At 62.3% G+C, this 12481-nt stretch carries 12 protein-coding genes; 7 read left to right on the top strand and 5 right to left on the bottom strand.

Translation table 11 applies throughout. From position 1 onward, the window contains the following. Positions 1-206: 206 nt before the first annotated feature. Positions 207-1016 (bottom strand): helix-turn-helix domain-containing protein, encoded by an 810-nt coding sequence (locus tag PH603_RS11970; protein WP_289502765.1) that lies wholly within the window; start codon positions 1014-1016, stop codon positions 207-209. A gap of 124 nt (positions 1017-1140) precedes the next feature. On the opposite strand from PH603_RS11970, the gene PH603_RS11965 reads away from it, so the two are divergent. The 3 genes from PH603_RS11965 (at position 1141) to PH603_RS11955 (ending at position 3026) form a co-directional block, all read left to right on the top strand. Next, positions 1141-1533, top strand: coding sequence for a hypothetical protein (locus tag PH603_RS11965; protein ID WP_289502764.1), 393 nt, complete (start codon positions 1141-1143; stop codon positions 1531-1533). Between the two features lie 112 nt (positions 1534-1645). After that, positions 1646-1855 (top strand): hypothetical protein, encoded by a 210-nt coding sequence (locus PH603_RS16540; RefSeq protein WP_491844598.1) that lies wholly within the window; start codon positions 1646-1648, stop codon positions 1853-1855. Between the two features lie 79 nt (positions 1856-1934). Further along, on the top strand, positions 1935-3026 hold the full coding sequence (locus PH603_RS11955; RefSeq protein WP_289502762.1) for a c-type cytochrome: 1092 nt from the start codon (positions 1935-1937) through the stop codon (positions 3024-3026). 10 nt (positions 3027-3036) lie between these two features. Here the strand turns inward: PH603_RS11955 and PH603_RS11950 are convergent, their stop codons facing one another. Together PH603_RS11950 and PH603_RS11945 are read right to left on the bottom strand one after the other, a co-directional pair. Further along, positions 3037-3801 (bottom strand): hypothetical protein, encoded by a 765-nt coding sequence (locus tag PH603_RS11950; protein ID WP_289502761.1) that lies wholly within the window; start codon positions 3799-3801, stop codon positions 3037-3039. 9 nt (positions 3802-3810) lie between these two features. After that, positions 3811-4797 (bottom strand): hypothetical protein, encoded by a 987-nt coding sequence (locus tag PH603_RS11945; protein ID WP_289502760.1) that lies wholly within the window; start codon positions 4795-4797, stop codon positions 3811-3813. Between the two features lie 140 nt (positions 4798-4937). On the opposite strand from PH603_RS11945, the gene PH603_RS11940 reads away from it, so the two are divergent. Next, positions 4938-7649 carry a protein kinase domain-containing protein gene (locus PH603_RS11940; RefSeq protein WP_289502759.1) on the top strand — a complete coding sequence of 904 codons (2712 nt, stop codon included), beginning with the start codon at positions 4938-4940 and terminating at the stop codon, positions 7647-7649. A 72-nt stretch (positions 7650-7721) separates the two neighbouring features. Beyond that, a complete protein-coding gene (locus tag PH603_RS11935; RefSeq protein WP_289502758.1) occupies positions 7722-8165 on the top strand; it encodes an Rrf2 family transcriptional regulator in 444 nt (147 codons plus the stop codon). On the opposite strand, the gene PH603_RS11930 is transcribed toward PH603_RS11935, so the two are convergent. After that, a complete protein-coding gene (locus PH603_RS11930; protein ID WP_289502757.1) occupies positions 8158-8709 on the bottom strand; it encodes a pseudouridine synthase in 552 nt (183 codons plus the stop codon). The two genes, PH603_RS11935 and PH603_RS11930, sit on opposite strands and share 8 nt — an antisense overlap. Positions 8710-8897: 188 nt before the next feature. On the opposite strand from PH603_RS11930, the gene PH603_RS11925 reads away from it, so the two are divergent. Both PH603_RS11925 and PH603_RS11920 read left to right on the top strand, forming a co-directional pair. Further along, positions 8898-10268, top strand: coding sequence for an alkaline phosphatase PhoX (locus PH603_RS11925; RefSeq protein ID WP_289502756.1), 1371 nt, complete (start codon positions 8898-8900; stop codon positions 10266-10268). Between the two features lie 79 nt (positions 10269-10347). Beyond that, complete coding sequence (locus PH603_RS11920; protein WP_289502755.1) at positions 10348-11619, top strand: serine hydrolase domain-containing protein; 1272 nt, start codon at positions 10348-10350, stop codon at positions 11617-11619. 6 nt (positions 11620-11625) lie between these two features. Here the strand turns inward: PH603_RS11920 and PH603_RS11915 are convergent, their stop codons facing one another. Next, positions 11626-12279, bottom strand: a complete 654-nt coding sequence (locus PH603_RS11915; protein ID WP_289502754.1) for an XRE family transcriptional regulator — start codon at positions 12277-12279, stop codon at positions 11626-11628. Positions 12280-12481 lie beyond the last annotated feature (202 nt).

Here is a 12481-nt window from a genome sequence, read left to right as displayed (position 1 = left end):
TTTCCCTATCATTGACAGGATACATATTCTGGGGCGGGCGTAAAGATAATTGTATACATTTAATCGTCGTTTTTCATGCCATGGGCCGGCACTGCCAACGAAGCAGGGAGAAATGCCATGGCCAAAACGCCGCATGAAAGGCTTCGGGACGCGCACCGGCAGGTGAAATGAGGGAAAGACGCTTGGCTGATGGCAGTCGGCGGCGCTTATTTTTGGGTGGCACCAATCTGGCGCAGGCGGGCCCCGGTATCGGGATCGGCAGGGAAGAAGGTCTCGATGGTGAGTTCCGCGAGACCGATATCGAGGGCGGTGCCGAACACGGTTGTCGTGCTGATCAGCGAGAGCGGCCCGAAGTCGGATGATAATTGCAGCATGACAGCGACATTGCCGAGGTTCGGCATTTCAACGCCGAAGCGCGCTCGGTTTTCGCCATGCGGATAGGACTTCAGTTCGTTCGCCAGCTCAACAAGTTTCGGATCGGCCGTGTTGCTGATTTCGCGGTCCAGCCGGTGCAACAGATGTCGCCGCCACTCTGCATGATTAAGGATACGCGGCATAAGGCCCTTGGGGTGCAGCGCTATGCGCAGCACATTGATCGGACCTTCCAGAAGCGATGGATCCACGCCCGTCAGCATGAAGGGTAAGGCCGCATTCGCCTGCAACAGGTTCCAGTGCCGGTCCACTGCAATGGCGGGATATGGCTCGTGCCCCTTCAGGATTGCGGCGACCGCCTCGCTAGTGGGCCCGAGGGCGGGGTCCTCTGGCGGGCGCTGGCTGTATAGGGGCGCGAAGCCAGCCGCGACAAGCAGGGAGTTTCTCTCCCGCAAGGGAATGGAAAGCTGTTCGGCCAGATGAATGATCATGTCGCGGCTCGGCGTACTGCGGCCGGATTCCACGAAGCTCAGGTGCCGCTGCGAGATCGAGGCCTCGCAGGCGAGGGCCAACTGGCTCAGCGAGCGGCGTTCCCGCCATTCCCTGAGAAGCGAACCGACATTCATCGACGAGGCGCTGTTCATGACACCATCCTAGCACCAGATAAAAAGTATGAACAATTACCTTGCAGGTAATCGACTTCCCGCAGCAGCAGGATCACTTTTTGCCCCATACCCGGCGTGGGTCTAGATGCGAAAGGAACCTGATATGTCTTCCCAACCCAGAATTTCCCTGAAGTCCATTCTTCTGCTCGATGCGGCTACATGTCTTCTCATGGGGCTGCTTCTCGTGGCGGCGTCCGGGTTTGTGTCCGGCCTCACCGCTCTGCCGCCAGCCCTGCTTTTCTATGCCGGGGCGCTTCTCCTTCCGATCGGGCTGTATATGGCTGCAACTGCGACCTGGTGGCTCGGCAACGCAGCTGCCGTCTGGCTCGTGATCATCGGCAATGCAGGCTGGGTGGTCGCAAGCATCATTCTGTTGGAAATGATTGCACCCAACGGGCTCGGCACCGCCTTTGTGGTGGCGCAGGCGCTTGTGGTTGCGGCCCTCGGCTGGATCGAGTTCTGGTCCTTGAGGACGGTCCGTCTTTCGATCGCCTAAGGGGCCTTCCCGCCAGGATGGCAGATCGAGAATGGCCAGCTTTGCACGCGGGCGGAATCCGAAAGGAGCCGTTCGCGTGCAAGGCTGCTGATCACCCTGCCGCAGGCAACAGTTGGCGGCGGCAGCGTTGGGCTCCTTGCATGTTGATCTGCAAAGGCAGGCCATCACCACAACCGATGGCACAAAAGTGGCCTTTGACGTCGACGCGTTCCGCAAGGACTGCCTCTTGCGCGGGCTTGACCAGATCGGCCTCACGCGCGTGGATGAAGATGCCATCGCTGTGTATGAATACAAACAGGCACAGCGCTTCCCTTGGCTTTAAGATTATCTAGCCCTGATAGCCTTTTGACACCGGACGTCTTCCCGCTACAGTTGGCGTAAAGCTGGTCGGGGAGGGGTAAATGCAGAATCTGGCGCGGGTCATGGCTGTTGCGACGCTCATGCTGGTTGCGGGTGGCACAACACACGCTCAGGAGCGCGGCACGATCGAGCCGCCCCGCAAATTGACCGAAGAACAGGCCCGGGTCGCCGCCAGCAATTACCAGCGCTACTGCGCGCTTTGCCATGGCGAAGACCGGCAGGGCTATGTGAATGACCATGCACCGTCGCTCAGAAGCAAAAGCCTGATGCGCACGGGTGTGCCGCATGAAGTGCTGCGTGCGCTTTCCTACGGGCGCGAAGGCACGGCGATGGGCGGCTATCTCGGAGAGGTCGGCGGCCCCTTGACGCTCGATGAAACGTGGGACCTCACCTACTGGCTTTTCTGGCAGTCGGGTGCCGAAGACCGCGTCGATATCCAGAAAGACATGATCGAAGGCGACGCTGCGCGCGGCGAAGTGTTGTTCAGGGAAAACTGCACCAGCTGCCACGGCGACGAGGGGCAGGGTGTGACGGCGCCGGCCATCGGCAACCGGTCGGCCCTCGCCCACAATTCCGATGAATTCATCCGCTATGCCATCGCGAACGGCCGCGAAGACACGCCGATGGTGGCGTGGAAGGATATCCTGTCGCCGCAGAATATTGATGACCTGACGGCGTTCCTGCGTGGTCGCGCAGATGGCTGGAAGGCGCAGAAGGTTGCCCTGAAGCCGCTGCCGACGCCGGATCAATATGTCATCAACAAGGACGGCGAAGACCCGGACTTCGAGCTGAGGGACGGCATGCACGTATCATCGAAGGACCTGCTCGCAGCCCTTCAGGCGGGCAAACGCATGGTGCTGCTGGACACACGGGTCGTATCCGTATGGCAGCGCGTGCATATCGAAGGCTCGGTCCCGCTGCCTTACTATACGAAGCTTGATGATGTGGTGCGTGACCTGCCGAAGGATGTGCAGATCGTGGCTTATTGTTCCTGCCCGCGGGCGGCGGCCGAGCATGTGGTGAACCAGCTGCGGCGGCGCGGCTATACCCGCACCGCCGTGCTTTACGAAGGCATTTTCGGCTGGATGAATATGGGCTACCCCGTCGCGCGCGGCGAGCTGGCCCCATCCTGATCGCCCACGACTACTTCACCCGGACGTGGGCGATTTCCTCGCTCTGGAGAACTTTTTCAAGATTGAGCCGGAATTCGGTGACGTTTGCCAGAATGACCGGCACCTTGCCGCGCGTGTCGATGCCGGTGATGTCGAGGTCCAGATGGGCGTCCACCATACGCACAGTCCTGATCCGGTTGATCAAGGCTTGCGCCTCGGCGGGCGGTATGGGCCAGAAGCCGGCTTCGGTCGCATTCTCGAGCCGTATACCGGCCTTGTAAGGTTTGCCGATTTGCGCCTCATATTCATAGGTCGTGCCGGGACCGATGGATTGAAGCGGGAAGCCCTGGCGCTGGATATCATATTCCATGAGCCGCGAACGCACGAGAATGCGTAGATGGCCGATGCCAGCCGTTGAGGCATCGATGGCACGATATTCAGCCATCACCTCGGCGTGCCGCGCCGGGCGTTCAAATTCGTTGGCGTTTGTTACCTTGATGTTCCAGCGCGTCCATTCCTCAATGGGCAGCGCCTCTCCACGCAGGCGGAAGGCCAGCGCGACCACCTGAAGATAGTCGGGATAGGCGAGGGTGCCGCCCCCGAGCTTGAGCCTGTCCACGCCCGACGATGTGCTGGTGTTGCCGGGCACAGCGGAATTGCCCCCGGATTGGCTGCGCGAGCTGCCATAGGTGGCGCGGGTCTGGTTTGCATCCTGCCCCGACTGGCCTTCGGACGTTCCCTCGCCGCCACAGGCCGCGAGGAACAGGGAGAGGATGGCAACAGCTGGTCTGGTCATGATCTGCTCCTAAAGTGCGATATCGCTGCCGGACTTTTTGGCCCGTTCCAGCTCTTCGGCGCGGCGGCCTTCTTCGATCTCGTTCAGTTCGGCCTGCAGGTCGCTGCCATACTGGAACAGATTGTCCTGATGCAGCATGCCGACGCTGAGTTCCTTGGCGAGGGCCGGGTTATCGGGGCTGTGCATGATTTCGACCGCGAGGTTGAGGCCGCAGCCTTCGCTCCATGAAAGGGCATTCATGCGGCCGTCAATATTGAAGCCGCAGCGCCGGAACAACGGGTTGGGGTCTATGACAGGCTGGCCGCTCACATCGGTGATCCAGCGCAGGCGGCTGAGGTCGCCGCGGCGGTTCTCGCGTTTGTCGCGGAATTGCGGCGCGCCGTATTTCTTGGTGAGGGCGGCGACAAGGCTTTCAACAGCGGGCATCTCGTCCGGCTTGAAATTCTGGGTCCGCCAGACGCCGACGAGTGTTTCGCGGCCCGGCACGCCGGGGGTGGCGAGGGTGAATTTCTCCGAAACGTGCCCCCAGACACGGTTGCCGGGGCCGCACTTCTGCATGTCGTTGAAGGTGCGGAAGTTACAGGCCGAGGTCTCACCCTGCTGCACCATGAAGGCCTGGGGCGCGAGTTCCAGCTGGTGGGCGTTCAGCCCCTGGATCCAGTTGCGCTGCGGGTCGACAAAGGCGTCGGCGCCCAGATGGCACCGCACGATATTGAGCGCCATGTCCTTGCTCATGCCGAGCTTCAGGCCAAGGATATCGGGGCCGGGCAGGCCATCATCCGTTTTTGCCGGGCATTTGGGGGCAGGCAGGGCGTTCGGGTCGCCCGCCGGCTTTGCGGCCGCCGGGCGTGTTTCTGCCGCGGACCTGTTGGCCCCGGCGGCGGCAGCGGCGGACGATGCGTCCTCTTCGCCCCCGCAGGCAGCCAGCATCAGGCTGGCGGCGGCAAGTAGGGTTGCACGGTGTGAAACTCGGAACGATGAAGGTTTCGGTGTCATGGCTGATGGCTCCCCAATGCGACATGAATGAGCGAACGATAGGGGCAGCGGGCATTTTCGGTCTTCACGGAACCCTAACGAAAGTCTAACCTTTCGCCTGATCAAGGACTTGGGGCTTCAACCGCCATGGGGGTCGGATCATGGTGGCAACACCGGACACATCGGGCGGAACGCTGTTCCGCTACCGCTTCGGCTCCGTCGAGTTTGACGAGGCCCGGTTTGAGTTGAGCCTTGACGGCAAGCCGGTGGAACTTGAGCGCAAGCCGCTTGAGCTTCTGGCCATTCTCGTCGCCCATGCCGACGAGGTCATGACCAAGGACGAACTCCTTGACCATGTCTGGGCGGGCCGCATCACCGTTGAAAATGTGCTCGCCAACGCCATGGCGAAACTGCGCAAGGCGCTGGGGCCAGACCATGCCGACCGGATCGTGACACAGGCACGCGTCGGATATCGTTTCAAGGGGCCGGTTGAACGCGTGGCTACCGGGCGGCGGCTGGTCAACCGGCTTGACCTCACAGCCGGGGAACAGGTGCCGGGTCGATCGCATTACCGGCTTGAAGCGCAGCTCGCCGGTACAGAGGGCAGCGAGGTATGGCGGGCGCGGCACTATAAGACGCCCGAAACCCGCATCTTCAAATTCAGCGCTGATGGCGCGCAGCTTTCTGCCCTGAAGCGGGAGGTGACCCTGTCGCGCATCCTGCAGATGAGCCTTGGCGACCGGGCGGATATCGTGCGCATCCACGACTGGAATTTCGAGGAGCCTCCCTTCTTTCTGGAAATCGAGGATGGCGGCCTGCAGTTGCGGGACTGGGCAGAGGAAGGCGGCAGGCTGAAGCATATGGTGCCGGATGCGCGGCTCGCCGTTGCCGTGCAGATCGTTGACGCGGTTGCCGCGGCCCACCGTGCCGGTGTGCTGCACAAGGACCTGAAGCCCGCCAATATCCTGATCCGCGAAAATCCGGAAAAGGGCTGGCAGGTCAAACTGACCGATTTTGGCAGTGGCGGTGTTTTTGCCGCAGAGACGCTCGCGGACCTTGGTGTGACCCCGCTGGGGATGACGCAGGATACAGGCTCCAGCGAAACCGGCAGAAGCACGCCACTTTATCTGGCGCCCGAGGTGGTAACCGGGCAGGCGCCTTCGGTGCGCAGCGATATCTATGCGCTGGGCATCCTGCTGTATCAGCTGCTGGCGGGCGACATGCGCAAGCCCCTGACCACCGGCTGGGAACAGGATGTGGCAGATGAGCTGCTGCGTGAGGATATCGCCGCAGCCACGGCGGGTGATCCGGTCGCGCGCACGCCAGCCGCCGACATGCTTGCCCGGAGCCTGCGTGACCTGTCGCTGCGTCACCGCGCAGCGGAAGAAGCGCGGGAGGCCCTCGCGCAAAGCGAACGGATGGCACGGCAGCTTGACCGGCTTGCCGCCCGCCGTCCGTGGATATGGGCAACCGGCGCGGTCCTCACCCTCGGCCTTGTCGCCAGCCTCTGGTTATATCAGGGCGCCGAGAAGGCCCGGGATCAGGCAGTGGCCGAAGCCAGCCGCGCCGAGGCGGCAACAGGTTTCCTGCGCGAGGTATTGCTGGCGGCGGACCCGCGCAGCCCGGGGGCGAGCGCCGACGCCTCGGTGCGGGAAGCATTGGCCCTAGCCGCCGACCGGATCGATGAACGTTTTGGCGACGACCCCACAACGCAGATATCCCTGCACCGGAGCATCGCGGGCATCCACGAAGGCCTCGCTGATTTTGAAGGGGCGGTAAAGCATCTGACCCGGTTGGTGAGCCTTGAAACGGCCCGGTCCGGCAAGGCGTCGCCAGAAAGCCTCACGGCCCGCTATGCACTGGCACAGGCCCTGTCGAACGCCAGCCGCTACGGGGAGGCCGCTCCCATACTGGATGCCGCTGACGCAGATGCGGGGGCGCTGATTGCGGCGAGCAATCCGCTGGCGATCCGGGCGGCCTATGCGCGGGGGCGCTATCACCTGTTGCAGGCGCAGATGGAGCCGGCGGCCAATGCCTATGAACAGGCGATTGCCCATTATGACAAGGCCGGCATGGCGGACCTGAGCCTCCTTCACAGCCTGCGCATGGACCTTGCCCAGAGCTACAGCCGGCTTGGCCGTCAGGAAGAAGCCGTTGAACTTCTGGAAGGGCTGGATCACCCGGCCTTCGCCGAGGCTGGGGTAACGCCAGCCCGTCAGGCGAGCGCCAAGCTGTTTCTGGGGGCAGCACTCCTGTATGCCGGGCGGCATGCGGACGCGGAGCCTGTGTTGCTCTCGGCCATCGATGCCTTGTCGGCAGGCTACGGCCCGGACTCGTTTCAGGCCGAGGAAGCGCGAGGCGCGCTCGTCAATCTCTATGGCTCCACCGGGCGCTGGGCGGAAGCTCTGCCGCTGATCACCCGCGTGCGGGAAGGCATGTGTGCGCGCAACGGCGCCGAGCATCTGTCCTGCCTAATGCAGCTCGGCAATGAAGGTGTCATCCGCCTGCAGCTTGGGGACGCGGACGGTGCCGTGCCGCAACTGGCGGCGGCGCGCGAAGGCTTTGCCAAAATGATGGGACCGGCATCGCCGGGGGTGCAGGTGATGGGCTTCCATCTGGCAACCGCCTATGTGGCAAACGGGCAAGCGGGCGAGGCAGCCTCGCTGCTGCCGGGCCTTAAGGCGCCGGTCATGGAGGCGGCAACACCGGGCGAGACATGGGCGTCGCGTATTGCGGGGCTCGAAGCCCGGGTCCTGATGCGGCAGGGCAAGGAGGCCGAAGGGCGCGCCCAGCTCGAAGCTGCCGTCGCGCAGATGGAAGCCGAGGGCTTCGACGCCAGCGTTATCGCCCCTTACCGCACCGATCTGGAATAGGCCGGAATTGCAATATCTGGAATACCTGTTTAGATGATAGATGATGCCGCACGGCATGATCGGAGATAACAGGTGCGACTGACGCTGCAGACCGACTATTCCCTTCGCGTCCTGATGTATCTGGGCGTCACCCGGTCACGGCTGGCAACGATCCGGGAAATTGCAGACTGCTACAGCATTTCGAACAATCACCTGATGAAGGTGGTGCATCAGCTGGGGCAACTTGGCTATGTCGAGGCGATCCGGGGCAAGAATGGCGGTATCCGATTGGGCAAGGAGCCCGACGCTATCATCCTTGGCGCGCTTGTCCGCAAGGTGGAGCCCGACATGGCCATCGTTGAATGCTTCATGGCGGAAAACTGTTGCCGGGTGAAACCCGATTGCCGATTGAGCGGCATCCTCTCTGAAGCGCTTCTGGCGTTCCTCACGGTGCTTGACCGTTACACGCTCGCTGACCTGATCGCCAGGCCCGAGCAACTGACAAGCCTTCTGGGGCTCGAGCCCGCTACTATCTGACCTGGATTTCCCGCCATTCGCCTTGTGCGATGCCATCAAGCGTCCAGTCCCCGATGCTCCAGCGCACCAGCCGCAGCGTGGGGTGGCCGACAGCTGCCGTCATGCGGCGGACCTGCCGGTTGCGGCCTTCGCGGATTGTGAGCTTCAGCCATGTGTCTGGCACGCTTTTGCGGAAACGCACGGGCGGATTGCGCGGCCACAGGGCAGGGGGCTCAATCCGTTCCGCACCTGCGGGCAGGGTCATGCCGTCTTTCAGTTCAACGCCTCTCCGAAGGGCGACAAGCGCATCCTCGCCTGGGTCGCCTTCCACCTGCACGAGATAGCATTTTGGCATCTTGAACTTCGGGCTCGAAATCTGCGCCTGCAACCTACCGTCGTCCGTCAGCAGCATCAGTCCTTCGCTGTCCCTGTCCAGCCGGCCGGCGGGATACACGCCCGGCACCTTGATGAAATCGGAAAGCGTGGCACGGGGGCTGTCGGTGCCGCGGTCGGTGAACTGCGACAGTACGTCATAGGGTTTGTTGAAAAGAATGAGCCGCGCCACGATGGATTGCCTTCCGTTTGTTGGCCGCGACCCTACCGGAGGCGGGTGTTTTTGTCACCTTCCTGCAAGGCAGGATGCACCTCAAATTTTCAACGCTTCATCAAAATGTCACTGTGCAGGCTGTATGCGGCTCCACAAATGGCATTCACATGCGTTAGGGTGCCAGACAAATAGAGGAGACAGCATCCATGAAACTCAGCAGACGCCAGTTCACCCTGGGGCTCGGTTCGCTCGCTTTTGCAGGCGTTGCCTCGCGGCTCGCGATTGCCGATGCCGGGCTTTCGCCGCTGGTGGCGGGCTATGGGCCGCTTGTCCCCGATCCGGATGGCCTGCTGGACCTGCCGAAGGGTTTCTCCTACCGGGTTGTCTCCAAGTTCGGCGATATGATGAGCGACGGCTTTGCCGTGCCCGACAAGGCCGATGGCATGGGTTGCTTCCCCTATGAAGGCACCAAGGTGGCGCTGGTCCGCAACCATGAAATGAAGCCGTCCAACACCCGCACCGGCCCGTTCGCCCGCAAAGCCGCGCCCGCCGACATGCCGGCCTATGACCGGTTCGACAATGGCGTACCGCTGCCGGGCGGCACCACAACGATCATTTATGATCTGGCGACCGGCCATGTTGACCGGCAGTTTATCAGCCTCATTGGCACCATCCGCAACTGCGCGGGCGGACAAACACCGTGGGGCAGCTGGCTGACCTGTGAGGAAGATATCAGCCTGCCGGGCGACCCCGGTGCCAAGGACCATGGCTGGATCTTCGAAGTTCCCTCGCGCGCTGAAGGGCCGGTGGAGCCCGTGCCCCTGAAGGCCATGGGGCGTTTCAACCACGAAGCTGCGGCTGTCGATCCGCGCAGCGGCATCGTTTACCTGACCGAAGACCGCGACGACGGGCTTTTCTACCGTTTCATTCCCGAAGTGCCGGGTGACCTTGCCAAGGGTGGCCGCCTGCAGGCGCTTGCCTTTGTGGCGAAACCGGCGGGCGGCGACAGCCGCAACTGGAACGGTCGGGACTGGGGCGTTGGCCAGTGGCAGCAGGCCTTCTGGGTTGACCTCGATGACGTCCATAGCCCGAACGATGACCTGCGCGAACGCGGTGCTGCCAAAGGGGCGGTGACCTTCGCCCGCGCCGAAGGCATCCATTGGGGCAAGGACGAGCTTTACTTCTGCTGCACCTCGGGCGGCGTGGAAGGCTACGGCCAGATCATGCGTTATAAGCCTTCCTCGTTTGAAGGCACGGCGAAAGAGGGCGACGAGCCCGGCCGTATCCAGCTGTTCCTGGAATCGCCCGGACCGGACGTTTTCGATTTCGGCGATAACCTGACGGTCGCGCCGAACGGCCACCTGATCGTCTGCGAGGACCAATATACGACCATCACGGACAATCACCTGCGCGGCGTGACGCCGGACGGCAAGGTCTATACGCTTGGCGAGCTGAAGACGCAGACGGAGCTCGCCGGTGTCTGCTTCTCGCCGGACGGTGCCACCATGTTCGTCAATGTCTATAGCCCGGCAAAAACGCTGGCGATCACCGGCCCGTGGAGCAAATTCCGCACCTGAGGCCGGTTGCTGCCTCCCCATTGTCAAACCCGTCAGTATGGTTAATGATGCTGGCGGGAGAGATTAAGGGAGGAAATTCATGATCGCACGATCCCGTTGGTACGGCGGGGCCCTGGCCCTGTCGCTGGTACTGTCTGCGTCAACCGCTGCAGAGGATGCCGCCAAGGCGCCGGCGCTGATGCAGGGCTTTCCGCCGCCTGCCGAAGCACAGGTGACCTTCTCCAACTGGGTTCTGCCCCCCTATAGCCGCTGGGCCTTCAAGCATGTTGAAAGCCTGCTGCCGAGCCGCCCGATCTATCGCGGCAGCGGGCCTGTGGTGCCCCTGCCGACGGCATCGAAAAAGGTCGTCGCGCGCTATGAGGCTGCGATGGGCGAGGGCGGCAATTTCGATCTCGGTGCCTATATCCGCGATAATTATGTGGATGCGATTGTTGTCCTGAAGGACGGCAAGCTGGTGGCCGAGCATTATGGCGACGGCCAGACCGCCGAAACACGCCACATCATGTATTCGGTTACCAAATCGGTGGGCGGCACGCTGGCCGAGATGCTGATCGCTGAAGGTAAGCTCGATGACACCAAGCTTGTGACCGACTATGTGCCGGAGCTGAAAGACAGCGGCTACGGCGACGCCACGGTGCGGCAGGTGCTGGACATGCTGGTGGCGCTCGATTTCACCGAAACCTACGGCGATCCCTATTCCAGCATCAGCCAGTTCGCCTATTCGGCAGGCCTTGCCCCGGCGCCCGAAGGGGTGAAGGTCTATCCGTCCATGTATGATTATCTGCCGACGATCAGCAAGCAGGGCAATCACGGCGAGGCATGGCGCTATATCAGCGCGACGACCGAGGTGCTTGCCTGGATCATGTCGCGCGCCTCGGGCCAGTCCTGGGGTGAACTGTTCGAGCAGCGCATCTACAGCAAGCTCGGGGCGGACCGCGACGCCAGCGTGATTGTCGATCCGCACGGCATCGCCTTCGCGGCGGGCGGCATGAGCATCACAGCACGCGACGGGGCCCGGTTCGCCCAGATGATCGCGAATGACGGCAAGTTCAACGGCCAGCAGGTCGTGCCAGCGAAAGTGGTGAAGAAGATCAAGCAAGGCGGTGACCCGACGAAGTTCAAGTCGCAGCGGCCGGGCGGGGAACAGCGCTCCTATTTCAGCCAGTGGTATCTGGACCCCGAAATCAGCCAGCTTGGCGCATGGGGCATCCATGGGCAGGCTTTCCAGATCGATATGGAAGGCGGCATTGTGATCGTTACCCAGTCCTCGTGGCCGGTGGCGGGCACTACCGAGCTTTGGGATCGCCGTGCGGCGTTTGAGCGCGCGGTTCACAAGGCCTTGGCAGACTAGGCTTTTTCAGCCGTCCATGCTGCCGATGATCAGCATGACCCGGAGGACACGGGCCCGCGGCAAGCGGATCGTGTCCTCGGGGTTCAGTTGCCGCAGTACGAGGATGTCTTCATCCCATTTGATGAATTGCTTGATCAGGCCGCGATGGTCGGACGTTTCAACAAGCACGAAACGGTCCCGCCTTGGCGGGCGCGACGGATGGACATAGACAAGGTCGCCGTCCTGATATTTGGGGACCATGCTGGTGCCGGTGACGTAAACGGCAAAGGCATCGCGCACCCCGGCGAGGTCGGCGGGACGGAAGGTCCAGTCAATGGCGCCTTCCTCCATCACCAGATTGCCCTCGGCGCCCCCTTGTGCGCGGCCAAGCACAGGCAGGTCCCGCCCGAGCGAAAAGACAGGCGCGGGCAGGGGAATGATCGGCTGGCCAGAGCCTTCAGTGAGCACCGGTGCTGCGGGCAGGATATCACCCCGCTCCAGCCCGTCCGGGCTGACACCCAGAACGCGAGCCAACTGCACAATTTTACGAGGGTGCCCGGTGCGACCCGATTCGAGCCGGTCGATAGCCTGCTGGCTCATTCCGACCATCGATCCAAGCTGCTGCTGAGAATAGCCTTTTTCTTTCCTGAGGCGGGATACGGCCTGGCCGATCAGTGTCATTTCCTGCTCCTTCAATCGCCAACGCAATTTAACAACTTTTATTGTTAAAAACAACCTCCGGCATAATGACGTGCAGCCATGTTACGCGAGTTTATCCGGGCTGGTCAGGCTTGGCACGATGCTTGCTGCTTTAAAGGTGGACAAGCAGGCTGCCCGTGCCGGGTGGCAATTGCGAAGACGCTGAGCAAGAGTTGGTCAAGCC

The organism is Gimibacter soli (assembly GCF_028463845.1).
Taxonomy (GTDB): Bacteria; Pseudomonadota; Alphaproteobacteria; order Sphingomonadales; family Kordiimonadaceae; genus Gimibacter; species Gimibacter soli.
The sequence above is the reverse complement of the archived record's forward strand: the minus strand, read 5'-3'. Positions and strand labels throughout refer to the sequence as shown.

Bases quoted from the DNA above. Each gene is read 5' to 3' on its own strand.
- PH603_RS11955 (WP_289502762.1), top strand. From the start codon at position 1,935: ATGCAGAATCTGGCGCGGGTCATGGCTGTTGCGACGCTCATGCTGGTT.
- PH603_RS11915 (WP_289502754.1), bottom strand. From the start codon at position 12,279: ATGACACTGATCGGCCAGGCCGTATCCCGCCTCAGGAAAGAAAAAGGC.
- PH603_RS11970 (WP_289502765.1), bottom strand. From the start codon at position 1,016: ATGAACAGCGCCTCGTCGATGAATGTCGGTTCGCTTCTCAGGGAATGG.
- PH603_RS11945 (WP_289502760.1), bottom strand. From the start codon at position 4,797: ATGACACCGAAACCTTCATCGTTCCGAGTTTCACACCGTGCAACCCTA.
- PH603_RS11950 (WP_289502761.1), bottom strand. From the start codon at position 3,801: ATGACCAGACCAGCTGTTGCCATCCTCTCCCTGTTCCTCGCGGCCTGT.
- PH603_RS11920 (WP_289502755.1), top strand. From the start codon at position 10,348: ATGATCGCACGATCCCGTTGGTACGGCGGGGCCCTGGCCCTGTCGCTG.
- PH603_RS11940 (WP_289502759.1), top strand. From the start codon at position 4,938: ATGGTGGCAACACCGGACACATCGGGCGGAACGCTGTTCCGCTACCGC.
- PH603_RS11925 (WP_289502756.1), top strand. From the start codon at position 8,898: ATGAAACTCAGCAGACGCCAGTTCACCCTGGGGCTCGGTTCGCTCGCT.
- PH603_RS11965 (WP_289502764.1), top strand. From the start codon at position 1,141: ATGTCTTCCCAACCCAGAATTTCCCTGAAGTCCATTCTTCTGCTCGAT.